Raw genomic sequence first — 23,051 nt, forward strand, 5'->3', positions numbered from 1 at the left:
GGAGTTCTCCCAGCGTTGACAGCCTGAGCGAGCCTGTGGTTGGGTTTGGTCCACGCCAATTTTAACGATCAAATTCGGTGCGCCCGGAGGGGAAGGCCCGTCAATGAAGACGCACAGCCGACGGCGGCGCGGGTGGCCGCCCGTGATCGTCACCGCTGCCCTGGTCCTGGCCGGCAGCTCCCCGGTGTGGCACTCCGGCGACGCGCGAGCCGCGGTGACGCAGCACGACAGCGCCTCGATCGGGTGGGAGGGCGACTACTACGGCGTGCTCACGCACAAGGACGGGAGCTTCGACGTCCACTCCGGACCGAACACCACCGTCCGGTTCGGGATCTACAACAACCCGGGACGCGTCCAGTGGTTCAACGCCGGAGGCTACTACCCCGCCCTGACAACGCAGTTCGAGCGGGACAACAGCACCGTCACCATCACCAACTTCGGTGACCAGGTGACGCTCGGCAACCGGGACTTCGTCGCGATCTACTCGCGGGTCCGCGTCGTCAACCACGACACGGTCGCGCACGTGCTGGACCCGGCGCCGACCGGCGGGACCCTGCCGCTCAACCGCCCCTCGACGACCGTCCAACCAGGACAGACCACCGACTTCGACTACGTGATCGCGGCAGACCGGTTCGGCCAGGGCTACGCCTGGCCCACGGCCGCCGAACTGACGGCGGCCGGCGGTTACGACGCCCACTACGCGCACATGACGTCCTACTGGGACGGCAAACTCGCGCAGATCGCCCAGATCCAGGTTCCCGACCCGCAACTGGCCAACGCCTACCGGGCCGGCTACATCACCACGAACCTCGTCAAGGACGGCAACCGCCTCAACGTCGGCGAGAACGGCTACGACGCGATCTTCAACCACGACCTCGTCGGCATGCTGGTGCAGCTGCTGGAGGCGGGCGACCTGAACCGCGCCAAGGACTACCTGCCGACGTTGATCTCCCAGGACGACCCGAACGACATCACCCGGATGTACCCGGACGGGACGTGGAAGTACAACTGGCCCTGGGCGGTGTACCTGCGCAAGACCGGCGACGCCGCCTTCGTCCGCGCGAACTTCGCCACGATCAGGCAGACCGCCCACAGGATCGAGTCCGACGCCACCGGCCCCGGCGGCATCATGAAGGCCACGATCGCGGTCGACCACACCGGTTACTGGACCGTCGACAACCAGTCGGCGTTGCTCGCACTTCTCACCTACCGGTACATCGCCACCACCCTCGGCGAGACAGCCGAGGCTTCGTGGGCCGGCCGGACGTACGACACTCTCCTGCGCGCGGTCAACGCACGGCTGAACACCACGATCTCAAGCAACGGCCTGTCCTATCTGCCTTGTGCCATGGACGTGCCCAACAGCAGCGCGAACGTGTGTGGCCAGACCAACAACGGCAACTGGGCCTCGATGTTCCTGTTCGGACGCTGGGCGTGGGACGGCCAGCTGTGGGGCAGCAGCCCGGCAGGCCCGATGATCGACCTGATCGACTCCACCTACGACAACGGCTTCAGCCGCCTGTCCGGCCTGCCCAAGCACACCTTCGGCGGCTACCCCGGCGTGAGCAGCTCCTACAACGCGGGCTACGGATCGGCAGGACTGGCCTCCTCCCGTTACCGCTCCGAGGGCGTCTACGGCTACCAGTACCTGATCCAGAACGCGCAGAGCGCTCCTTTCTCGTGGTGGGAAGGGATTCAGTCGGTGGGAACGAGCAACTGGTCCCCCGGTACCCACAGCACCGCGGGCAGCGGCTCGAGTCCGCACATGTGGGGACAGGCCAACGCCTCCAAGGTGCTGCTGGACTCGCTGCTCGCCGAGAAGCTCGACGGCACGGTGATCGTCGGCCGCGGCCTGCCGAAGCAGTGGCTCCGCGACGGCGCCACCACCAGCGTCGGCAACTTCCCCATCGCGGGCGGCAGGCGCATGGGCGCGGCGATCACCGCCGCCGGGGCGAACGTCACCCTCACCCTGTCCGGCGCCACCCCCGCGGGTGGCGTGAGCTTCGAGGTGCCCTCGTTCCTCGGAAACATCACCAGGGCGAGCGCGGGCACCGTCGACAGCGCCAAGGGGACCGTCCGGCTGCCGGCCGGCACCAACTCGGTCACCGTGACCCTCGCGCAGCCGCCGGCGTTCACCGAGAAGGGCGGCCTCGACCTGCAGGGCTACTGCACGTCCACCGGCGCCGTGAACGGGGTCGTCCTCGCGGGGACGACCGCCCACGACTGGCGCTGCGTCACGGGCACCGGCGCACAGGTGGCCATGAACCTGGACGACGCCTGCCAGCGCCAGAACCCGCACGAGCAGGCCGTCTTCTCCCGGTCCACCACCATCTCCGACCCGTACAGCTGGAAGTGCCTCGCCTAGCGTGCGGACAGCGCGAACGCCAGCAGGGCCGTGGAGGTGAAGTCGATCGCCACCTCGGCACTGGCCCATGCACCCGCGTGGTCCAGGAACCGCGCACCGGCGCCGTCGAACTCCGCCAGTGCGTTGGACCCGTCCGAGGGACAGGCGCGCATCGTCGGGAAGGTGTTGAGCTCCTTGAACTGCTCGGCCGCGTTGGGGCCGTTGACCACGGCTCCGACCGGCGACTGTCCGGTGAGGTTCGCGATCGCGTGGGACGGGCAGTCCAGTGAGCGGGTGCCGGCCCCGATGACGAACGACCTGCCCCACGGGTTCGCGCCCAGCGCCCAGCCCCGCTGGCGCCCGGCGAAGGCCGCGAACTCCTGGTCGCCGGTGAGCCTGCGGTAGTACGCCTCGGTGAGCACGAGGCCGAACGTCTTCGGCACCGAGTCCCACTCCCAGTAGGCGACGCCGCCGGAACCGAACGGGTCCTTCCCGGCGAGGGTGACGGCATCGCGCAGATGACCGCGCAGGTCGTCCACCAGGCGGTCACGGATCTCCCCGCCGACATGCGGAGCGAGGTCCGCGTGCGCCATCGCGCTCACGTCGGCGATGCCGAGCGAGCCCCGCCCGTCGCCGTCGAGGTACGACGTGGCCCAGTCGGCGGCCTCGGCGAACCAGCCGGCCGCCCGGTCGTCTCCGAACCGCTGCGCCGCCAGCGCGAGCTCGGTGGCGCCGAACTCCATGTCGTCGCGCCATCCGGTCTCCGGGTAGTACTCGGGCGGGTAGGCGGTGACGAGCGCACGGGGACTGTGGTCGGCGCGGGCGTACACAGCCGCTGCGAGGTCGAGGTAGTGGCGTTCACCGGTCACCTGGGCGGCCAGCGCGAAGGCGGCGGCGACCCGGCCGGCGAGGTTGGGGCTCACGGGCTCACCGGGGTTGTTCGCCGGGAACACCGGGCGGTGCTTGATGTGGAAGTCGCGATCCCCGGGCCGCACGTCGAGCGCGTCGTCGTCCTCCGGCAGTCGCCACACGTCGTGGTCGGTGCGCAGTCCTTCGTTGCCGACACCGATGCCGACCTGGGCGTGCAGGACGTCGCCGGTCCACATCTTGCCGAGCCACCTGACGCCGTGCATCGCTTCGGCGGCCAGGCGTTCGTCCGCCACGCCGTCGCGTTGGGCCAGCAGCAGCTGAGCGGTGGCGTAGGACGTCGTGTGGGTGAACTTCAGGAAGTCGCCGGCGTCGAACCAGCCGCCTTCCACGTCGACCGGGCCACCGATCTCGGTCAGCGCCTTGTCGAGCAGCTCGTAGCGCTGCATGTCGATGCGCGGTGGCGCGTACACCACGGCCTCGCGGTCCGCGAGGTGCGATGGCTTGCGGCGCAACAGGTTCGGGTCGACCTCGGTGCCGTCGCGCTGGGCGCGAAAGAACGACGTGGTGCTCGACACCAACGGCCGCAACAGTTCCTGCCGCGGGGCGACGCGAAACCAGCTCGACCGCGCACCACCCGCCTCGACGAGGTAGCGGCCGGGTGAGGTGAGCGCGGAGAGGTCGGCGACCCGCACCACGCGGTACCTGTCGTTCCACGGACGGGACGAGGCCGACAGGATCCCGCTCAGCACGGTGCGGCCCGACTCGTCGAGCACCGAGAACCGCTTGTCGGCGACGTCGTGGGACGCCATCAGGTAGGCCGGTTTGGCCTCGTCGGGGGCGAAACCGACCTGGTCGACCCGCACGACGGCGAACGGTTCGCTGCTCGCGTTGACCACGATGGGCACGACCGCCGCCAGGACGGCGACCGCCGCCGTCACGATCAGGATTTTGCGCATGCCTCAGGCTGCGTGGCGGATCGTGAGGAAATCATGAGGACGGCGGCGGCAGTCGCAGCACGGCTCGAACGCCGCCCGTCTCGCGCTCGCCGATCTCCACTTCGCCGCCGTGCAGCCCGGCGACCCAGCGCACGATCGCGAGGCCGATTCCGTTGCCGCCGTTGCCACTGCGGCCGAGCCCCGGCCCGTCGTCGTCGACCACCACGGCGTGCCCCGTCACCTCGACGCGCGCGCCGCCGCCGTGCCGCACCGCGTTCTCCACGAGGTTGCGCACCGCCTGGCCCAGCAGGTCCGGGTCACCGCGCACGATCGTCCGCTCGCCCCGCACCGGAATGGTGTCGTCGATCTCGGCGGCCACCTGCTCGACGAGTTGGTCGAGGAACAGCTCGACGTGTTCGACCTCCTGAGCTCCGCCGCGCACACGGGCCCGCATCAGCAACCCGTCGACCAGCCGGCCCAGCCGGTCGACGTGCCGGGTGACGTCCTCCTCCCGCGACACCAGCCGCAACGTCGCCAGTGGGGTGCGCAGCTCATGCGCCGCCTCAGCCAGGAACTGCTCCTGTTCGGCGAGTCCCCGCACGGCGGGACGCATGCTCAGGTGGGCGAGCAGGTGACCACCCACCGCGGCCACCGCCACGAGTGCCGCGCAGCCGATCCACAGCCAGCGCACGAGCAGGTCGTGCTCGGCCAGCGACTGGCGGTCGCTCGCCACCACCAGCACCACAGCACCGATGGTGTCGCCGTTCCAGACCGGTGAGCCGACGAGGTGCGGCGCGAGCAGCGCCGTGTCCTGATCCCGCAGCACCGGCTCGAGTCCGGTGCCGGGCGACGGGGCGTTCCCGCGCTCGAACCGCGTCCGCCAGCCGGAGTCCGCACGCTCCAGCACCCTGATCCCGTGGGCCTCACTCGACAGGTAGTCCTCGGCGAGCGGTTCCAGGTGCAGCACGCCGTCGAGGAAGTAGACGGCCCTCGACAGCCCGGTGGCCTGCCGGTTCGCCTCGGCGTCCACCGCGGCCTCCCGCGACCGCAGGTCGATCGTGGCCACCAGCAGTGCGAGCACCGCCAGGCAGGCGGAGGTGGTGATGGTGAACAGGACGGTGAGCCACCACCGCAACCGGCGCAGCCGGGTCACGGCTCCACCACGAAGCCCGCACCGCGCACCGTGACGACGACGGGAGGATCGCCGAGCTTGCGGCGCAGCTGCGCGACCACCACGTCGACCACGTTCGACATGGGCTCGGCCATCTCGTCCCAGCAGTGCTCGATGAGCTCGGTCCGCGTCACCACCCGGCCGGCCCGCGCGAGCAACAGCTCCAGCACCGCGAACTCCTTGCCGGTCAGCGTGAGCACGACGCCGTCGCGGGTGACGCGTCTGCGCGGCAGGTCCATCTCGACACCGCCCGCGCCCAGCAGGGTGTGCCGCGGCGCCTCTCCCCTGCGGCACAACGCGACCACCCGGACCTCCAGCTCCTCCACGGCGAACGGCTTGCCGAGGTAGTCGTCGGCGCCGACGGTGAAGCCCGCCACCCGCTCGGTCACCGCACCGAGCGCGGTCAGCACGAGCACCGGCACGCGCACGCCGGCCCGCCGCCACGCCGCGAGCAGGTCGAGTCCGTCACCGTCGGGCAGACCGCGGTCCAGGACCACGCAGTCGTAGCGGTGCACGGACTGCTTCAGGTCCGCCTCGCCGAGGTCCGACGCGCGGTCGACCGCGAACCCACGTGTCCGCAAGCGCCGCGACACCTGGTCGCCCAGCTCATGGTCGTCTTCGACGACAAGCACTCGCACGGACACGCACCCTACCGTCCACGTTGGACACCCACTCGCAACCAGACCGCGTCAGGCCTGACCAGGCCGGGCCCTGAATACGTCTCGGATGAATTCACACACCCAGTTGCGTTCCGGTAAATCGGCGGTTTACCGGAACGCAACTGCTTGCCGCCCCTTAGGGGACGTTCGCGGATATACTGCGTTCGCGGTATTCGAAACACCTGCGCCGGCAGGACGCACTCTCCCGCCCGGACAGCAATTCTTGCGAGGACAGAATTCGTTGTTCCGCGCCGGACGGGTGAGCGATGTGCTGGTGATGAGAAGAATCCGCGCGGTGACGCGGGAGCATCCGTTCGTCGTCGACGCGACCGGTGCCGCGGGGTACTTCGCCGTGATCGTCGCGAACGGCCCGGACACCGCGCTGGACGTCTGGTCTCCCCCGGTCGTCGGTCTGCTGGCGGTGGTCAGCGCGAGTCTCGCGGTCCGCCGCGCGTGGCCGCTGTGGGCGCTGGCCGTCACCGCCGTGGGGACAGCGCCGGCGACGGCGTCGGGGGCCGATCTGGAGCCGTTCCTGGTTCCGCTGGCCGTGGCGATCTACACGGTTGCCGCGCACACCGAGAAGTGGACATCGCGCCGTGCGGTGGTGACGGGTGTCCTCTGCGCTGTTCCCGCTGTCGCGCTGCTGATCGGGTCGTCCGGTCTCACCGGCGAGAACCTCGGCCGGTTCACCCTGATCGGCATGGCCGCGGCGGTCGGGGAGGCGACGCGGAGCAGGCGGGCCTTCATCGCCGCGATCGAGGAACGGGCGGCGCGCCTCGAGCTGTCGCGTGAGGAGGAGGCGCGGCGCCGGGTCGTCGAGGAGCGGCTGCACATCGCCCGCGAACTGCACGACGTGGTGGCCCACCACATCTCGGTGGTCAACGTTCAGGCCGGCGTCGCCGGGCACCTGCTCACCACCCGGCCCGAGGCCGCCGCGGAGGCGTTGCGGCACGTCCGGCTGTCCAGCCGCGCGGTGCTGGAGGAGTTGCACGGCCTGCTCGGCGTGCTGCGCAGGTCCGGCGAGACGGGTGAGCCCACCGAGCCCGCTCCCGGCATGGCGCGGCTGGGACCGCTGGTGGAGTCGTTCCGAACAGCCGATCTCGACCTCCGGTGGACCTCGTCCGGTGAGGAACGGCCGTTGTCCGCGACCGTCGACCTGGTCGCCTATCGCGTGGTCCAGGAGGCGCTGACCAACGCCCACCGGCACGGAACCGGAGTCACGGACCTGTCGGTGACCTACACGGAGACCGAACTCGTGATCGAGGTCGTCAACTCCCCTGGCCGCGGGTCCGCCGGCGGTTCGGGACTCGGCCTGGTCGGCATGAGGGAACGGGCGAACGCCGTCGGCGGCTCGGTGCGCACAGGTCTCGAAGACGACCGCCTGTTCCACGTCCACGTCAGCCTTCCCGCCGGGAAGAGCTCATGACCATCCGCGTCCTGCTCGCCGACGACCAGCCGCTCATCAGGGCCGGCTTCCACGTCCTCATCGACTCCGCACCCGACCTGGAGGTCGTGGGCGAGGCCGCGGACGGGGTGGAGGCGCTCGAACTGCTGCGCACCACACGTGCCGACGTCGTGCTCATGGACGTCCGGATGCCCCGCATGGACGGGCTGGAGACGACCCGCAGGATCAACTCCGACGAGGACTTCGCGGGCGTGAAGGTCCTCGTGGTGACGACGTTCGAGATCGACGAGTACGTGGCACAGGCCCTCCAGGCGGGCGCCAGCGGCTTTCTCGGCAAGGGCGTCGAGCCCTCCGAGCTGCAGGCCGCGATCCGCACGGTCGCCGAGGGGGACGCGCTGCTGTCCCCGAAGGCGACCAGGGCCCTGATCGGCCGGTTCCTCACCCAGCGCGGCAGTGATCCGATCGATCCCGGCCGGTTGGCCGTGCTGACCCAGCGCGAACGCGAAGTGGTCGCTTTGGCGGCCCACGGAATGTCCAACCACGAAATCGCCGAAAAGCTGGTCGTCTCACCGCTCACGGTGAAGACCCACGTCAATCGGGCGATGATGAAACTCCAGGCGAGAGACCGCGCTCAGCTCGTCGTGGTGGCCTATCAAACAGGTCTCGTTCGTTTTTAGCAGAATCCCGCCGATTCCTCGGCGACGCCATTTCGGGAAGAAGGAAGAAAGATGAGCACTTCCACCGCGTCTCGAGCCGTGCCCGCGGCACGGGACAACCACGTGCGCTGGCGACTTCCGGTCCGGCTGCGAAAAACCGTCCTGGTGGTCCACGTCGGGTCGGCGGGGGCGTGGATCGGGATCGACGTCGTCTCGGCCCTGCTCGTGCTGATCGGCTGGACGCGCTCCGGCGACGGCCGCACCACCACGTACCAGGCGCTCGCGGACCTGTTCGTGGTCCCGATGCTCTACGCGGCCCTCGCGGCCGGAGTCGTCTGCCTGCTCACCGGCGTTCTGCTGGGACTCGCGACCAAGTGGGGCCTCGTCCGGTACTGGTGGGTCGCGGTCAAGCTGGTCCTCAACGTGCTCGCCTGCGCGATGATGCTCGCCTTCCTCGGCCCGATCACCGAACTCTCCACGGGCGAACAACCGTTGCAGGACATCTGGTTCGTCGCCTTCCTCGCCTCCACGGCCATGGCGCTGCTGAGCTTCGCGATGGTGCTCTCCGTGTTCAAACCGTGGGGCCGGACCCGCAAATGACTCGCCGCACCACTTGGGAGACAACATGATCGAGGTCGCGAACCTCACGAAGCGGTACGGCACGACGACAGCGGTCGACGAACTGAGCTTCACCGTCCACCCCGGAGTCGTGACCGGATTCCTCGGCCCGAACGGTGCCGGCAAGTCCACCACCATGCGCGTGCTGCTGGGCCTCGACAAGCCGACGTCGGGAACCGCGAGGATCAACGGAAAGCCGTACCTCAGCCACCGGGCTCCCCTGCGGGAGGTCGGCGCGCTCCTGGAGGCCAGGGCGTTGCATCCCGGACGATCGGCCCGCCATCACCTCCAGGCCCTCGGCCACACGCACGGCATCGGTGCGAGCCGAGTCGACGAGGTGATCGAGGCGGTCGGTCTCACCAGCGTGGCGCGCCGCCGGGCGGGCAGGTTCTCGCTCGGCATGGGTCAGCGGCTCGGCATCGCGGCGGCGTTGCTCGGCGATCCGCACACGGTGATGCTGGACGAGCCGGTCAACGGGCTCGACCCCGACGGCATCAAGTGGATTCGCCACCTCCTCAAGGACCTCGCCGACGAAGGCAGGACCGTCTTCGTCTCCTCGCACCTGATGAGCGAGATGGCGCTGACCGCGGACCACCTCGTCGTGGTCGGCCGCGGCAGGCTCGTCGCCGACACGTCGGTCGCCGAACTGATCGAGTCCACCGGCAGCGGCGTGCACGTCCGCACGCCGAGAGCCGACGATCTCGTTCACGTGCTCAGCGGCAACGGAACGCAGATCACCACTCTTGAGCGGGACGTCCTCAAGGTGACCGGTGTGTCCACTGAGGACATCGCCGTGCGAGCCCTGAAAGCCGGGATCCCGTTGTACGAACTCACGCCACAGCGCGCGTCGTTGGAAGCGGCGTATACGGCACTGACCCGTGACGCCGTCGAGTACCAGGGCAAAGGAGCGGCCTGATGAGTGCCACGACCGGCGGCATCACCTTCCGAGGCGTGGTGCGCGGCGAATGGGTCAAACTCCGCTCGTTGCGCTCCAGCGTGTTCACCGTGCTGGCGGCGGCGGCCGTCCTGCTCGGCGTGGGCCTGATCTTCGCCGCGACCGCCGGCACCGACAGCGACGGTGCCAACGGCGTCACGGAACCCGCCGGCATCACCCTGACCGGCGCGATGTTCGCACAACTGGTCATCGGGGTGCTGGGGGTGCTCGTGATCACCGGCGAGTACGCGACGGGCATGATCAGATCGACCTTGACCGCCGTGCCGTCCCGGTTGCCCGTGCTCGCCGCGAAAGCCGGTGTCGTCACGGCGGTGGTCTTCCCCGTGATGATCGCCGCCGTGCTCGCGGTGTTCTTCGGCGGCCAGATCATCATGGGCGCCAACGGTTTCCCGACCACGACGATCAACGCTCCCGGCGTGACCACCGCGCTGCTCGGCACGGCCGCCACGATGGCCGGCGTCGCGGTCATGGGCGTCGCGCTGGGCACGTTGCTGCGCAACACTGCGGGTGCGATCACCACTCTCGTCGCGCTGCTGTTCCTGGTGCCGGGCCTCGGCGGCCTGGTGCTGCCGGCGTCCTGGCGCGACAACGTCCTGAAGTACCTGCCTTCCACCGCGAGCGACGCGTTCACCAGGGTCGCTCCAGGTCCGGAACTGCTCAGCGCCGGGACAGGTGCGGCCGTGTTCGCCGCGTGGGTGGTGGTGCCTCTCCTCACCGCCGCAGTCACGTTGCGGGGCCGCGACGTCTGATCTGGCTCCGACGAATCTCAAAGAGCTCTGAGATCAGGTCGCTAGCTTTGACCCGAAACGTGTTCCCGCCAGTTTCAGGAGGGGTTCGGTGAAAGTGATGTTCCGGATCGCCAGATCGGTGCTCGTCCTGGCTTCGGTGCTCCTGCTGTCCGTGGTCGGCACAACCGTCGTCGCGTCGGCGCAGACGGCGTCGCAGACCCAGACGTGGCACCTGGAGCAGTTCGACCGGACCAGTCGGATGTGCGTCTACCACGGCCCTGACAGGACCCACGGCTCCTACTTCATCTTCGTGGTGAGCGGGAAGTGGACCACCGACCTCAAGTACGGGATGCGCGGCCTGCCTCCCGGCTGGACCGCCACCGAGTCCTCTCTCCCGCCGGGCTCCAACCTCCACCGGCCTGACGGCTCGATCATCGTCAACGGATTCGTTGGCGTGCAAGGACCCGCGTCCGTGCCGATCGCGACCTACCACGCGCACATCTGGGTGTCGGACGGGACCGTGACCGAAAAACTCCCCACCGACATCATCGTCAGCACCGAGTCCTGGGTGGACTGCATGAATCGGCCCTGAATCCCCGATGTCGGAAGCCCTCCCCCCGACGGGGGCAGCCGTCGGGGGGAGGGTGTCGCCGTCAGAGCCGTTGCCAGAGGGCAGGGGTGTTCGGCGGCTCCCATCCGGGGACGGACGTGTGCGGCTGGATGACGCGGTAGGTCGCGCCGTCGTAGGTGACCTGGGCGCCGTTGCCGTAGTTGGTGTACGGGGCCCACGAGCCGCCACCGCCAGGAGGCGTGGTCGTGGTCGTGCTGGTCGGCGGGGTGGTCGTGGTCGGACCGGCGGTCGTCATCAGGCGCAGGTTGTAGGCCTGCAGGATCTCGGTCACCGGCTGGAAGTAGATGGTGCCGCCGGACTGGCAGTTGCCGGACCCGCCGGAGGTGACGCCCTGGGCCTGGTCGCCGGTCAGCCACGAGCCGCCGGAGTCGCCGGGCTCGGCGCAGGCGTTGGTGCGGGTCAGGCCGGTGATGGTGCCCTCGGGGTAGGTGACGGAGGCGTTCTTCTGCTGGATGGTGCCGCAGCGCCAGCCGGTGGTGGAGCCGGAACGGCAGACCGACGAGCCGACCGGAGCCTCCTGGGAGCCCGCGACCGGGACGGTGCCCGGGTAGCGGTTGACCAGGGCGCGCGGGGTGTTGCCCGCGTCGGTGCGGACCCAGGCGTAGTCGTTGCCGGGGAAGCTGCTGCCCTGGATGGTGCCGCCGGGGTTGGAGGTGCGGCCGCCCGCGGCTCCGCAGTGGCCCGCGGTGACGAAGCCGCCTTCGACGGGGAAGCCGATCGAGCAGCGGCCGCCGCCGGGGAGCCCGTAGGCGTTGCCGCCGATGACGTCGATCAGCGGCTTGGGGTTCTCGGTGCTGGCCTCGAAGGCGACGATGTCGCCCTGCAGGCCTGCCTCGGCCGTCCACGCCCTGGCCTGGGCCTCGCCGCCGGCGCGGGCGAGTACGACGATCTTGTTGGTGCGCACGTCGACGTACCAGCCGGGAACGGCGCCGGGTGCGGTGGTGGCCCTGGCGTCCAGCTTGATCTTCGCGCTGTCCAGAGCGGACGCGCTGTGCTTCGCCGTGGTGGCGACGGCGTTGCGCGAGCGCACCGCGTTCGCCAGCGCCGGGTCGGTGACCGCGACGGTGAGGGTGTGGCCGGTGCCGTCCAGCCAGGACCCGGCGTACGCCGGGCCGAGGCGCGACTTCAGCGCGGCGTCGGTCTGGCCCGCGACCTTCTCGGCGTCGAGGCGTTCGCGCGCCTGCTCCGACGAGATGCCGAGGTCACGGGCCATCGCGGCCAGCAGGGCAGGGTCAGCCGTGTCGGCCGCGGTGGCGCTGGTCGTCAGCGCCACCGCGACGGTCAGCCCGGCCGCCGTGACCGCCGCCGTGGTGGCGGCGATGAGCTTGCGGTTCATGTCCGCTCCTTGCATGCAGGGTGATTGCGCGCACACCGTAAGGCGAGGATCCGGCAAGTGGTACATACCAATTGGCCATAAGGTCGAGGCGCGCACGACCCCGTTCCACACAGGAACGTCGTGCGGATCCCGGGATGGGACAGGGTGTTCGGAGCGCTGCGTGACCGAGACAGAGGAAGCTGATCGGGACTTCAGCTGATCTGAGGTGCCAACAGGAAGGACATCCATGGGGATCTCACTCGACGCCGCCGACGTTCTCCCCCGGGACGCAGCGGACGCCACACTTGTCGCGAGGGTCTTCGACCCGTCCGCGGGCGGTCCTTCGGTCGTGGCGATCCGCGGCGAGGAGGTCGTCGACCTGTCGCCGGTGACGTCGACCGTGTCGTCACTGCTCGAGCGGCCGGACGCGCTGGAGATCGTCAAGAACCACCCTGGCGGCACGTCGTGGCCTCTCGCGGAGGTGCTGGCCGCCACGACGAACCCGGCCGACGCCGTTCCCCGGTTCCTGGCACCGGTCGACCTCCAGGTGCTCAAGGCCGCCGGCGTGACCTTCGTCCGCAGCATGCTCGAGCGGGTCATCGAGGAGCGCGCCGACGGGGATCCCACGCGGGCCGAGGAAGTTCGCGCGAAGGTGGGCGCGATCGTCCAGGGCCACATCTCCCACCTGAAGCCGGGGTCGGCGGAGGCCGCGGAGGTGAAGAGGGTTCTTCAGGCCGAGGGCCTGTGGTCGCAGTACCTCGAGGTCGGCATCGGCCCGGACCCGGAGATCTTCACCAAGGCCCCGGTGCTCTCGGCGGTGGGGCTGGGAGCCGACGTCGGCGTTCTCGCCCGCTCGGCCTGGAACAACCCCGAGCCCGAGCTCGTCCTGGTGGTGGACTCGCGCGGAAACCCGGTCGGCGCGACGCTCGGCAACGACGTCAACCTGCGCGACTTCGAGGGCCGCAGCGCTCTCCTGCTCACCGAGGCGAAGGACAACAACGGCTCCTGCGCCATCGGACCGTTCCTCCGGCTGTTCGACGACGGGTTCACCCTGGCGGACGCCAAGGCCACCGAGATCGCCCTGGACATCACCGGCCCCGACGGTTTCGAGCTGCACGGCGTGAATCCGGTCTCCGAGATCAGCCGGGAGCTCGAGGACCTCGTCTCCCACGCCTTCGGCGCCCACCACCGCTATCCCGACGGCTTCGTGCTGTTCACCGGCACGATGTTCGCTCCGACCGAGGACCGGGACCAGCCCGGCGAAGGGTTCACCCACAAGGTCGGGGACGTCGTTCGCATCTCCTCGCCCCGCTTGGGCGCGTTGACGAACGTCGTGAACACGGCCGAGGACGCGGAAGACTGGACGTTCGGCATCACCGCGCTGATGGAGAACCTCGCCGCCCGCGGTCTGCTGGGCTCTCGACCGAGGTAGGTCAGAAGACCGCCAGCGGGTTCACCGGCAGGCCGGTGGTGCCGAGAATGCGGGGAACAGCGGCCACGAAGAGGAACGTGTGACGGCCCTGCTCCCCGCACACCGCGACGAGTTCCTCGCACTGGGCGCCGTCGACCAGCACGAGGCCGAGACGGAGGAGTCCCAGCCGGTGCAGCGCGCCGGGGACGTCGTCCTTCAGCGGCGGGGACGCGTCACCGATGTCCCCCGCGTAGATGGAGATCTCGTGGTCGTGCATCCACCGGACCGCGCCCGAGGTCATGCCCGGCAGCGCCCGGCCGTGGTCGGGAACCCGGTCCCAGCCCGCCCGCACCACGAGGGCGTCTCCCGACTCCACCACGACGCCCGCCCGCGCCGCCGCGGCCTCCAGGTCGCCGGCCGTGACGGCGTGCCCGTCGGGCAGCCTGCCGCCGGGGGCCAGGTCGAGCAGCACTCCCCTGGTCACGATCCCGCCGGCGAACACGTCGGCGGCGCCGTGGGTCACTCCCGCCGGCCCTGAACTCTCCGCCTGCGCGATCCCGGGGTAGACCTGCCCGTCGACCACCATGTGCGACAACGCGTCGAGGTGGGTGACCTCGGGGTGATGGGTCGTGACCAGCATCAGCTCGGCCATCGCCAGCGGCGGTGCGCCGGTGAACGACATGATGGTCTGCACGCCCGTGGTGGCCGCCTGCAGGGCCGCCATCGGACCGCCCATCAGCGGCGCGGTCGGGGTCTTGCGCGCCAGCGAGACCGACAACCCCGTGCGCACCTGCGCCGCACCACGCGCGCGGGACTCCGCGGTGATCAGGTTGACGGTGCCGAGCTGGTCCGCGTCGCCCCAGCGGCCCCAGTTGCTCGGGAACTCGGCATGGCTCTCGTTCATGGTGACTTTCCTTCGTTTCCGCGATGAGGTCAGGCCTCGCGGCGCGAACACGCCGCACCAAGATCGTCACCGCGCCGGTCTCCTGCCGACAGCCCAGCCGCTGCCCACCCGGTGCCCAAACCCGGTTCCCGGTGACGTGGCTACTGTCGGGCGCATGCCCTCACTCGGACACACCTTGCGGGAGCTGCGGCGGCAGTCCTTCATCGGCCGCGACGACGAGGTCGCGGTGTTCCGGGACGCGCTGGGCGGCCCCGGCGTGGTCTTCGTGCACGGGCCCGGCGGGGTGGGCAAGAGCGCGCTGCTCGACGTGTTCGCCGACATCGCCGCCGAGAAGGGTTTCGATCCGGTCCGGGCCGACGCCCGCCACCTGACGCTCGGCCGAGGCGCGCTGCCCCTGCCCGTCGGCGACGAGCCCGCGATCCTCCTCATCGACACCTACGAGCTGTTGGAGCCGATCGACGACTGGATCCGTGAGCACTACCTGCCCTCGCTCCCGGCGTCCTGCCTGGTGGTGATCGCCGGACGGCGGGGCCCGGGACCGCGGTGGCGTGCGGACCCGGCCTGGCGGACGTTGATGAGGGTCGTCCCGCTCGGGAACCTGTCAGCGCGGGAATGTCTCGCGTACCTGTGCGCCCAGGACGTTCCCGAGGAGTCGCACGAGCAGCTGCAGAAGATCAGCAGCGGCCATCCCCTCACCCTGTCGATGGTGGTGGACGCCGTGCGCCGCGGCGCCGCTCCGCGCACCCTGTCGGACCTGCCAGGAGGGGCGGGCACGCTGCTGGCGCAGCTGATCGGTGAGGTGCCGGACACCCGCCACCGCACAGCGCTGGAGGTGTGCGCCCTGTTGCTCGTCACGACCGAGGACCTGTTGCGCTCGATGGCCGGCGACGACACCGGTGAGCTGTTCGCCTGGCTGCGGGCGCAGGTGTTCGTCGACGAGTCCCCGTACGGGCTGTACCCGCACGACGTGGTCCGCGACGCGATCGTCGCCGACCTGCGCTGGCGCGACCCCGCCCGCCACGCCGCCCTCTACCGCAGGAAACTGGCCCTGTTCCACGGCCAGGTCCGGGCGATGGCGACCGAACGGGAGCGGCTGGACCTGATGGTCATGACGGTCGTGCTGAACGGCGCCCGGTCCCGGTTCGCCGCGCTGGCGTCGCTGCCGCCGGTGATGCGGGCTCACGCCGACGGGCTGCACGACGGTGACCAGCCGGAGATCGTCGCCATGACCGCCCGGTGGCAGGGACGCTTACAGGCCGGGTTGGTGGCGCACTGGATGAAGCGCCGGCCAGAGGCCTTCCGCGTCTTCCGCACGGAGACCGGCGAACCGCAGGGCTACGGCGCGTGCCTGGACCTGACCGAGGCCGACCTCGGTGCGGACCCCGGCGCCGACGCGATGTGGGAACACGCCGCGGAGCACGGACCGCCGCGCACCGGTGACCGGGTCCGCGCCTGGCGCTTCTTCCTCGACCGCGACCACGGCCAACGCCCGTCCTCGTCGCTGACGCTGTTCGTCGCGTGGCAGATGCTGGAGATCATCCTGATCGACGACGACACGGCGTGGAGCCTCGTCGGCGCGTTCGACGACGGCGAGCTGTGGGCACCCGCCATGGAGTCCCTCGGATTCCGGGCCGTCACCGACTACACCGTCGATGAGTCGTCGTACCCGGTGTTCGCCCACGACTGGCGCCGAACCGACGTCGAGGAGTACACGGACCTGTTGCACGCCGGCCAGTTGGGCACGCCTGCTCACCGCGAGGCAGTGCTGTCCCGGCCGGAGTTCACCGAGGCCGTCCGCTCCGCCCTGCGCACCTTGCACTCGCCGGAGTTGCTCAGGTCCAACCCGTTGTTGCGGTCTCGGATGGTCCGGCGGCACCAACGAGCAGGACGCACGCACGCCGAATCCCTGCGAGACCTGCTCGACGACGCCGTCGCCCTGCTGAAGCCCGATTTCGGCACGTTGATCGACCGCACGTTCCTGCGACCGACAGGTGTGCAGGAGCGCGTCGCGGAGTCGTTGCACCTGTCGTTCAACACCTACCGGCGGCACCGGGACAAGGCGGTCGCGCAGCTGACCGAGCTGCTGTGGGACCGCGAAACAGGAAGTCACCGTCAGGGCTGGTCCGGTGAACCGTCGGCGGGCCTGCTCACCACGCACACCGAACCTTCACAGGACCTCCCCACAACCCGGCCAACGGATCCGGCGGACCGCCCGTCCTCCCATCATGTTCACCACATGGGTCGAGAACTTCGAGTCCGAGGCCGGGCGCCGGAAGCGCACGGGTGATCCCGACTGGACCGTCGGCGCCCGGCTGCACCCCGACGTCGTCAAGAGCGTGCAACGGTTCCAGGTCGGCGAGTCCGGCGACGGCGCCAACCTGATCGCCAAGGCGGGCGGTGGGAGCTACGGCGAGGCGGTGCGGTTGTTCGTCGCCGAGGAGCAGAACCACGCGCGGATGTTGGAGCATCTGCTGCGGGCGGCCGGTCAGCCGACGATCAGTTCACATTGGACGGACGCGGTGTTCGTGCGGCTACGTCGCGCACTGGGACTGCGACTGGAGCTGATGGTGCTGCTGATAGCGGAAACCGTGGCGCTGCGGTACTACCGGGCATTGCGGGACGGCAGCGGTGACCCGCTCACCGCTGACGTCGCGGATCGGATTCTGCGGGACGAGGAGCGGCACGTCCCGTTCCACCAGGCCCGGCTCGGCCGGGTTTCCCGGCCCGCACGGGCGTTCTGGTGGCTGCTGTTCGCCGGGGCCGTGGTGACGGTCGCGCACGACCACGCGCCGGGGCTGCGGCAGCTCGGCGTCGGGCCGTGGCAGTTCGTCGTGCAGACGCTCGACATCGTTCGGCTGCAAGGGATAATGAGCGGCGGTGCGCATCGTGCTGCGCGCACCGCCGCGCCTTGACCTCGCAGACGACTGCTCAGTCGTCACCCGCCCGCACAACGGCGGACACGAAGATCCGGGCGAGTCTCCCGGTCTGCCACTGCAGACCGAGCCTGTGCTCGGCGAGGTCGTAGTTGACGGTGACCTCGCCGGAGGCGCGGTTCTCCCAGCTGTTGTGCGCACGGGCGCCGTGTGCCCGTACGTGGGCATCGACCGGGTCGCGTCGCCCGCCGAGGTCGAGCCCGGAGATCACGCGGTCGGCGCTCGGGCAGAGCGCGACGTCGACGGTGACCTTCTTCACCAGCCCGTCGAGCAACGCGATGTCGACGCCGTCGGGACCCGGGATCACCGGGTCCAGCGCGCTTTGCCGGACGGTCGCACCGGGGAAGAGCGCGCGCAGTTCCACGTACGGCGCGGAACTCTCGGACGTGCCCAGAGCGGCGTACATCGTCGCGATGGCACCGGTCAGCGACGTCCCGGGAACAGGAGGCAGGCCGGCCGGAAGAGCCTCGGCCTTCCGGGGTGCCGGTCGCGGGTCCGGACCGCCGAAAGCGGCCACCCGGTCCCAGATCCAGTCGGCCGCCGACGCGGCGACGGGTTCGTCGGGACGTCCGGGCCGGCGCTTGACCAGCGCCCCGAACGCGACGACGACCAGGTGCGCCCCGGCGTCGTCGGTCATCACCTGTTCCCAGACCTCGTTCTCGGGCCAGTCCGGATGTGCTGCCGGGTCGGCCTCGATCTCGGTGCTCATGGCGATGATCTCGGCTGCCGACATCAGGCGGAACGGCTCGGCCAGGCCCCAGGCGCCGCCGGAGCCGGGCTGCTGGCCGTCGTGCCAGGCCACCAGGTCCTCCGCGACCACGGAGCCGAGTCTGTCCCGATCGGACTCGTCGGTGATCGAGGTGCCCGGCCGCAGAGTGGCGCGCAGGTCGGCGGGCATCACGTCGTCCAGCGCCGCCAGCGCGGAAGCCAGGTCGGTGCCGAGCATCTGGTCGCGGAGCTGCTGCCACCCCAGCTCGATCACCCCCGCGTTGCGGATGTCCTCCAGCGAGATGTTCTGGGCGTCGGCGTTCTCCACGATCCGCCGCAACGTCCGAGCCGTCCCGGCGAGGTTCTGCAGCATCTCCTCGGTCGGGTTCTCGCGCAGCAGTCGCAGACCGAGTTGTTCGGCGTCGGCGAACCGGTACTGCACCAGGTAGGCCCAGCCGAGCATCAGAGCGACCCAGGAGTTCGCCGCGTCGGCACGGATGGCCTCCTCGGCGGCGGGGACGAACCGGTCGGGTGGTGCGAAGGTCCCCAGCAGATGGGCCGCGCGCTTCCCGAACGCCTTGGGAAGTGCGTCCGGCGCCGTCCGGGAGCACAGTGCCACCGCCTCGTCGAGTCGGCGCCACCCGTCCTCGTGCTCCCCGCAGAGCGCCTGGGCAAAGCCCAGCTCCATCCAGTCGTCCCACTCCTCGTGGCCCTCGCCCAGCACCGTGCGCGCCCACCGCAGCGCCTCGGAATGATCGTGCTCGGCCAGCGCGAGGTGCCGGAGCGCACGAGCCGCGTTGACGAACTGGCCGTCGCGACGACCAGCGACCAGGAGGTAGAGGCGCCGCGCTTCGGCGGCCTGGCCACAGATCTCCCGGTGGTTGGCGAGCAACAGCGACATGCTGCTCCGCTCCGGCTGGACCGCGAGCACCTGCGACGCCAGCTCGGCGACCCTGGGATGCGCCGGCTGTGCCGCGAAGAGCTCCCAGGCCAGGTCGACGTTCCGCTCCAGGGCGGCGTCGGCGGACGAACGGCCGAAGTCACTCATCGCATACCTCGCTTGACCCGGTACGCCCGGAGTTGGTCGAAGGTGCCGTCGTCGACGCCGTACTCGAGCACCGGCGCCACCTGGTCGAACCAGGACGTCGTGGACGGGGTGACGCCGCCGGCCGCGGCCAGCAGCGCGTCGGTCGTGACCGGCACCAGCTCACCTCTGCTCATCGACTCGACCATCGCCTGTTGCAGGACGGTGGTCGTCAGGTGGCTGAGGTCGGCACCGGAGAAGCCCTCGGTCGCCGCGGAGACGGCGACGACGTCGACGTCGTCCGCCGGTTTGCCCTCCAGCGCGCCCTGGACGATCGCCGCCCTGGCGACCGCGTCCGGTGGCAGCACCAGCACCGTCCTGTCGATCCGGCCCGGCCGGCGCAGCGCGGAGTCGATGTCCCACGGCCGGTTCGTGGCGGCCAGGAAGTAGACCCCGTCGTTCACGCCGGCCACGCCGTCGAGCTCCTCCAGCAGCTGGGTGACGAGCATCCGCGTCGACTGCGACCCGCCGGAGGTGCGCCGGCCGCCGAGCGCGTCGAACTCGTCGAAGAAGATCACGCACGGCGTTGCCGCGCGGGCGTCGCGGAACACGCTCTGGATCGCCTTCTCGCTCTCCCCGATCCACCTGCTGAGCAGGTCCGCGAGGGTCACGTGCAGGAAGGACGCTCCGAGATCGCCTGCGATCGCCCTGGCGATGAACGTCTTGCCGCAACCGGGAGGCCCGTACATCAGCAGTGACCCGCCCGGCCTCTGCCCGAACGCCGCCGCCAGCTCGGGATTGCGCAGCGGAGCCAGGAACGTGGTGTCCAGGTGCCGCTTGACCTCGGTGAGCCCCGCGACGTCGGCCAGCGTCACCGCCGGGCGTTCGGCGTCCCACACCGACGCCGGCCGGGCACTGCCGCCGTCCTGCCGGGACTCGCCGGCGGAGGGCGGCGGGGTGGAGGCTCGCATCCGCGCCGCCATCAGCCGGGCGCGCAGCAGACGGACCCGTGCCGGATCACCGCCGACGGCCTCGAACTTCTTCAGTTCGACGGCGGCGCGCCCCAGGTCGTTCTCCAGCAGCAGCGTGACGAAGTCCTCGCGCAACGCCAGATTCCCCGGGTCGGCCTCCACCTCGCGCGCGATCACCTCGACGAAGCCGTCGCCAGAATCGGCACCGTTCACCGCCCGGCCCCCTCGATCCAGCCCTTGAGCAGCCCCAGGTTCGCCAGCGGGATGTAGTGACCGAGCCGCGGATGATCCAGTGTCACACCGAAGACGCCTACCTGGCCGAACGAGGCGACGTAGTCGATCGCCACCGGCATCGGCACGCCGAACGTCGGCACCACACCGCTCTCCGGCTCGGCCAGCCCGAGGACGTGAGCGGCCTCGCTCGCCCGTTCCGCGCTGCTGTAGAGGCAGATCATCGGCCCCTGCTCGGCGGCCACGGCGTAGGGACGGGGCTGGTCCGCCGACCCCCGCGCGATGAAGAACCAGTGCCCCAACGCGGTCGCCTGCCGCCACAGCGCGATCTGCGCCGTCGTGTCTCCCGCGGGCGCCGCCCTGACCGCCTCGTCGAGACGGTCGAGCTCGGCGACCACCTCGGGGTCGTTCTCGTTGATCACTCGGTTCTCTCTCGTCTGCTCGGCCGTCCACAATGGCGGTCGCGACGCTGAACACGCGCACCCGTCCGGTTTCCAGACCAGAGACAAGCACGCCGTCGATCACGGCGGAACACGCGGTCGGACATCGGGACGGGTCGAACCACCGGTTCCCCGATCCGCACACCCTCCCGCAGGTTGCCTCGGCGAGGCAGATCTCACGGTTCACTACTTCACTAGTGAAAGGTGTTACCTTGGCGGCAGCCGAGGACGGAGAGGAGACGGCCGTGAACATGCGAAGTCAGCCAGAACAGGTACTTCCGGTCTTCACCCAGGGTGTGGGCAAGCGGTACCGCAGGGGCTGGGCGCTGCGGGAGACATCCCTGGTGATCCCCCAGAACCGGGTCGTGGCCCTCGTCGGCCCGAACGGCGCGGGCAAGAGCACGCTGATGGGTCTGATCACCGGCCTGCTGCGCCCCACGACCGGCGCGATCACGGTGTTCGGTGACCGCCCGACGGGCAAGGGCCTGCACCCGGCGGTGTCCTACCTGGCTCAGCAGAAGCCGCTCTACCAGCAGTTCACCGTGGCGGAGACGCTGACGTACGGGGCGAGGACCAACCCGACCTGGGACCAGGGCTACGCCGAGCACCTGGTCGGGCAGGCCGCGGTACCGATGAACGCCAAGGTCGGCACGCTGTCCGGCGGGCAGCGCACCCGCGTCGCCCTGACACTGGCCCTGGGCAAGCGACCTCGCCTGCTGCTGCTCGACGAGCCGCTGGCCGATCTGGACCCGCTGGCCCGCGAAACCGTGTTGCACGCGCTGATCACCGAGGCCAGGAACCAAGGGATCACCGTCGTGCTGTCCTCACACGTGCTGGCGGAACTGGAGGGTGTGTGCGACCACCTCGTCCTGCTCCACAAAGGACGGATCCTGCTGGCAGGGGACGTCAGCCGGCTCGGCGCCGGCGGCACCCCGCTCGGTGAACTGGCTCTCAACCACATGCGTGCGGCGGCACAAGGAGAAGCGGCATGATCTGGGCTTCATGGCGGCAGCAGCGCCTGCAACTGCTCACTCTGCTGGGCTTGCTGGTCCTCGGCGCGGGCGCCATCACCCTGCTGCGGTCGAGCATGACCGCCGACATCACCTCGGCGCAGCTCACCCAGTGCGTGACACAGGCGCTGGGAGAGTGTTCCGTGCCGGGCGAGGTGCAGAAGGCGTTCCGGGAGGCGTGGAGCAACCCGATGATGATGGGGCAGCTCGCGATCACCGGGCTGCCGGTCCTGATCGGCGTCTTCATCGGGGCGCCCCTGTTCGCCAGGGAACTGGAGCAGGGCACCTACGTGCTGGCTTTCACGCAGTCGGTGAGCCGCACCCGGTGGATGTTCAGCAAGCTCGTCGTCGCGCTGGTGCCCGCGATGGTCGTGCTGATCGCGCTGCAGCACCTGGTCTCGGGGTGGCTGTCCGCGGCGGGCACGCTGGGGCCGCGGATGAACGGCCCGTTCAACGCCGTGAACTTCGGCATCGAGCACGTCTCGCCGGTCGGCTACGCGCTGTTCGCGTTCACGCTCGGGACCTTCCTCGGTGTGGTGTCCCGTCGCACCCTGGTGGCGATGACCGCGGCGCTCGGCGCGTTCATCGTCGTGCGCCTCGCCCTGTCCGGCCTGGTGAACGGCCTGTTCGCCGGACAGCGCCTGGAAGCCGCGCCCGACGCGAACCTGGACGTGGACCGGAACAGCAGCCTGGTGCTCGAGAGCGGCTATCTCGACGCGGCTGGACGGCCGGTACCCGACGACAAGGTCCTGGCTCTTACCCAGGCCTGCAAGTCGACGCCGGGCGGGACGCCGAACACGCAGGAGGGATTCCTGGCGTGCCTGCCGCAGTCCGGTCTCGCCAAGCGGTACGCGGTCTTCATCCCCGAGAGCCAGGCCTGGCAGGTGCACCTGGTCGACGCGGCGATCTTCGGCGGACTCGCGGTGGTGCTGCTGGCGGGCACGATCTGGGCGCTGCGACGGCAGAGTTGAGCGGTGGAGGCCCTCAACCGCGGGAGCACCTATGCTGGCCGATGTGATCGAGTTCCGGATCGACCGGCGAGCCGCAGCACGTCCAGGCCTCTTCGGACAGTTGGCAGGTGGCGGTTCTCAACCACACCAACGGCATCCTGCGCGGCCGGGTCGAGGCAACG

Annotated in this window: 20 protein-coding genes; 12 read left to right on the forward strand and 8 right to left on the reverse strand. The window is 70.2% G+C overall.

What is annotated here, in order from left to right; genetic code table 11:
* Positions 1-142: 142 nt before the first annotated feature.
* Positions 143-2,365 carry a hypothetical protein gene (locus ACH413_RS34820; RefSeq protein WP_360045558.1) on the forward strand — a complete coding sequence of 741 codons (2,223 nt, stop codon included), beginning with the start codon at positions 143-145 and terminating at the stop codon, positions 2,363-2,365.
* Here the strand turns inward: ACH413_RS34820 and ACH413_RS34825 are convergent.
* The 3 genes from ACH413_RS34825 to ACH413_RS34835 are packed head-to-tail and all read right to left on the reverse strand — an operon-like array spanning position 2,362 to position 5,958.
* On the reverse strand, positions 2,362-4,170 hold the full coding sequence (locus ACH413_RS34825) for a glycoside hydrolase family 9 protein (RefSeq protein WP_360045556.1): 1,809 nt from the start codon (positions 4,168-4,170) through the stop codon (positions 2,362-2,364). The genes ACH413_RS34820 and ACH413_RS34825 overlap by 4 nt on opposite strands.
* 31 nt (positions 4,171-4,201) lie before the next feature.
* Positions 4,202-5,302 carry an ATP-binding protein gene (locus ACH413_RS34830; protein WP_360045554.1) on the reverse strand — a complete coding sequence of 367 codons (1,101 nt, stop codon included), beginning with the start codon at positions 5,300-5,302 and terminating at the stop codon, positions 4,202-4,204.
* Positions 5,299-5,958 (reverse strand): response regulator transcription factor, encoded by a 660-nt coding sequence (locus ACH413_RS34835; RefSeq protein WP_360045552.1) that lies wholly within the window; start codon positions 5,956-5,958, stop codon positions 5,299-5,301. Before ACH413_RS34835 ends, ACH413_RS34830 begins: the two co-directional genes overlap by 4 nt.
* Before the next feature lie 298 nt (positions 5,959-6,256).
* Between ACH413_RS34835 and ACH413_RS34840 the strand changes: the two genes are divergently transcribed.
* The 6 genes from ACH413_RS34840 (at position 6,257) to ACH413_RS34865 (ending at position 10,933) form a co-directional block, all read left to right on the forward strand.
* Positions 6,257-7,405 (forward strand): histidine kinase, encoded by a 1,149-nt coding sequence (locus ACH413_RS34840; RefSeq protein WP_360045550.1) that lies wholly within the window; start codon positions 6,257-6,259, stop codon positions 7,403-7,405.
* On the forward strand, positions 7,402-8,061 hold the full coding sequence (locus ACH413_RS34845) for a response regulator transcription factor (RefSeq protein ID WP_360045548.1): 660 nt from the start codon (positions 7,402-7,404) through the stop codon (positions 8,059-8,061). The genes ACH413_RS34840 and ACH413_RS34845 overlap by 4 nt, the downstream gene beginning before the upstream one ends.
* 51 nt (positions 8,062-8,112) lie before the next feature.
* Positions 8,113-8,640: a hypothetical protein gene (locus tag ACH413_RS34850; RefSeq protein ID WP_360045546.1), complete on the forward strand. Its 528-nt coding sequence runs from the start codon at positions 8,113-8,115 to the stop codon at positions 8,638-8,640.
* A gap of 25 nt (positions 8,641-8,665) precedes the next feature.
* Positions 8,666-9,574, forward strand: a complete 909-nt coding sequence (locus ACH413_RS34855; protein ID WP_360045544.1) for an ATP-binding cassette domain-containing protein — start codon at positions 8,666-8,668, stop codon at positions 9,572-9,574.
* Positions 9,574-10,362, forward strand: coding sequence for an ABC transporter permease (locus ACH413_RS34860; protein WP_360045542.1), 789 nt, complete (start codon positions 9,574-9,576; stop codon positions 10,360-10,362). Before ACH413_RS34855 ends, ACH413_RS34860 begins: the two co-directional genes overlap by 1 nt.
* Positions 10,363-10,459: 97 nt before the next feature.
* Complete coding sequence (locus ACH413_RS34865; RefSeq protein WP_360045707.1) at positions 10,460-10,933, forward strand: DUF5980 family protein; 474 nt, start codon at positions 10,460-10,462, stop codon at positions 10,931-10,933.
* Between the two features lie 61 nt (positions 10,934-10,994).
* Here ACH413_RS34865 and ACH413_RS34870 read toward each other — a convergent pair whose 3' ends face one another.
* The gene (locus ACH413_RS34870) at positions 10,995-12,308 is read right to left on the reverse strand and encodes an alpha-lytic protease prodomain-containing protein (protein ID WP_360045540.1); all 1,314 of its coding nucleotides are present in this window, start codon (positions 12,306-12,308) and stop codon (positions 10,995-10,997) included.
* Between the two features lie 226 nt (positions 12,309-12,534).
* On the opposite strand from ACH413_RS34870, the gene ACH413_RS34875 reads away from it, so the two are divergent.
* Positions 12,535-13,719 (forward strand): fumarylacetoacetate hydrolase family protein, encoded by a 1,185-nt coding sequence (locus ACH413_RS34875; protein WP_360045538.1) that lies wholly within the window; start codon positions 12,535-12,537, stop codon positions 13,717-13,719.
* A gap of 1 nt (position 13,720) precedes the next feature.
* Here ACH413_RS34875 and ACH413_RS34880 read toward each other — a convergent pair whose 3' ends face one another.
* Positions 13,721-14,602, reverse strand: a complete 882-nt coding sequence (locus ACH413_RS34880) for a cyclase family protein (protein ID WP_360045536.1) — start codon at positions 14,600-14,602, stop codon at positions 13,721-13,723.
* A gap of 154 nt (positions 14,603-14,756) precedes the next feature.
* On the opposite strand from ACH413_RS34880, the gene ACH413_RS34885 reads away from it, so the two are divergent.
* Together ACH413_RS34885 and ACH413_RS34890 are read left to right on the forward strand one after the other, a co-directional pair.
* The gene (locus ACH413_RS34885; RefSeq protein WP_360045534.1) at positions 14,757-16,889 is read left to right on the forward strand and encodes an ATP-binding protein; all 2,133 of its coding nucleotides are present in this window, start codon (positions 14,757-14,759) and stop codon (positions 16,887-16,889) included.
* Positions 16,828-17,514: a ferritin-like domain-containing protein gene (locus tag ACH413_RS34890; RefSeq protein ID WP_360045532.1), complete on the forward strand. Its 687-nt coding sequence runs from the start codon at positions 16,828-16,830 to the stop codon at positions 17,512-17,514. The genes ACH413_RS34885 and ACH413_RS34890 overlap by 62 nt, the downstream gene beginning before the upstream one ends.
* A gap of 16 nt (positions 17,515-17,530) precedes the next feature.
* Here the strand turns inward: ACH413_RS34890 and ACH413_RS34895 are convergent, their stop codons facing one another.
* Genes ACH413_RS34895 through ACH413_RS34905 form a run of 3 tightly spaced genes read right to left on the reverse strand, consistent with a single transcriptional unit; the run spans position 17,531 to position 20,891 of the window.
* A complete protein-coding gene (locus ACH413_RS34895) occupies positions 17,531-19,291 on the reverse strand; it encodes a tetratricopeptide repeat protein (protein ID WP_360045530.1) in 1,761 nt (586 codons plus the stop codon).
* Positions 19,288-20,451, reverse strand: coding sequence for an ATP-binding protein (locus ACH413_RS34900; RefSeq protein WP_360045528.1), 1,164 nt, complete (start codon positions 20,449-20,451; stop codon positions 19,288-19,290). Before ACH413_RS34900 ends, ACH413_RS34895 begins: the two co-directional genes overlap by 4 nt.
* On the reverse strand, positions 20,448-20,891 hold the full coding sequence (locus ACH413_RS34905) for a hypothetical protein (RefSeq protein ID WP_360045526.1): 444 nt from the start codon (positions 20,889-20,891) through the stop codon (positions 20,448-20,450). Before ACH413_RS34905 ends, ACH413_RS34900 begins: the two co-directional genes overlap by 4 nt.
* A gap of 269 nt (positions 20,892-21,160) precedes the next feature.
* On the opposite strand from ACH413_RS34905, the gene ACH413_RS34910 reads away from it, so the two are divergent.
* A complete protein-coding gene (locus ACH413_RS34910; RefSeq protein ID WP_360045705.1) occupies positions 21,161-21,901 on the forward strand; it encodes an ABC transporter ATP-binding protein in 741 nt (246 codons plus the stop codon).
* A complete protein-coding gene (locus ACH413_RS34915; RefSeq protein ID WP_360045524.1) occupies positions 21,898-22,890 on the forward strand; it encodes an ABC transporter permease in 993 nt (330 codons plus the stop codon). Before ACH413_RS34910 ends, ACH413_RS34915 begins: the two co-directional genes overlap by 4 nt.
* The last annotated feature ends 161 nt before the right edge of the window (positions 22,891-23,051 follow it).

The sequence above is a fragment of the Lentzea sp. NPDC020367 genome (assembly GCF_044387305.1).
GTDB lineage: Bacteria > Actinomycetota > Actinomycetes > Mycobacteriales > Pseudonocardiaceae > Lentzea.

Bases quoted from the DNA above. Each gene is read 5' to 3' on its own strand.
- ACH413_RS34915 (WP_360045524.1), top strand. From the start codon at position 21,898: ATGATCTGGGCTTCATGGCGGCAGCAGCGCCTGCAACTGCTCACTCTG.
- ACH413_RS34875 (WP_360045538.1), top strand. From the start codon at position 12,535: ATGGGGATCTCACTCGACGCCGCCGACGTTCTCCCCCGGGACGCAGCG.
- ACH413_RS34910 (WP_360045705.1), top strand. From the start codon at position 21,161: ATGCGAAGTCAGCCAGAACAGGTACTTCCGGTCTTCACCCAGGGTGTG.
- ACH413_RS34865 (WP_360045707.1), top strand. From the start codon at position 10,460: ATGTTCCGGATCGCCAGATCGGTGCTCGTCCTGGCTTCGGTGCTCCTG.
- ACH413_RS34895 (WP_360045530.1), bottom strand. From the start codon at position 19,291: ATGAGTGACTTCGGCCGTTCGTCCGCCGACGCCGCCCTGGAGCGGAAC.
- ACH413_RS34850 (WP_360045546.1), top strand. From the start codon at position 8,113: ATGAGCACTTCCACCGCGTCTCGAGCCGTGCCCGCGGCACGGGACAAC.
- ACH413_RS34880 (WP_360045536.1), bottom strand. From the start codon at position 14,602: ATGAACGAGAGCCATGCCGAGTTCCCGAGCAACTGGGGCCGCTGGGGC.
- ACH413_RS34860 (WP_360045542.1), top strand. From the start codon at position 9,574: ATGAGTGCCACGACCGGCGGCATCACCTTCCGAGGCGTGGTGCGCGGC.
- ACH413_RS34885 (WP_360045534.1), top strand. From the start codon at position 14,757: ATGCCCTCACTCGGACACACCTTGCGGGAGCTGCGGCGGCAGTCCTTC.
- ACH413_RS34825 (WP_360045556.1), bottom strand. From the start codon at position 4,170: ATGCGCAAAATCCTGATCGTGACGGCGGCGGTCGCCGTCCTGGCGGCG.
- ACH413_RS34890 (WP_360045532.1), top strand. From the start codon at position 16,828: ATGTTCACCACATGGGTCGAGAACTTCGAGTCCGAGGCCGGGCGCCGG.
- ACH413_RS34845 (WP_360045548.1), top strand. From the start codon at position 7,402: ATGACCATCCGCGTCCTGCTCGCCGACGACCAGCCGCTCATCAGGGCC.
- ACH413_RS34870 (WP_360045540.1), bottom strand. From the start codon at position 12,308: ATGAACCGCAAGCTCATCGCCGCCACCACGGCGGCGGTCACGGCGGCC.
- ACH413_RS34855 (WP_360045544.1), top strand. From the start codon at position 8,666: ATGATCGAGGTCGCGAACCTCACGAAGCGGTACGGCACGACGACAGCG.
- ACH413_RS34840 (WP_360045550.1), top strand. From the start codon at position 6,257: ATGAGAAGAATCCGCGCGGTGACGCGGGAGCATCCGTTCGTCGTCGAC.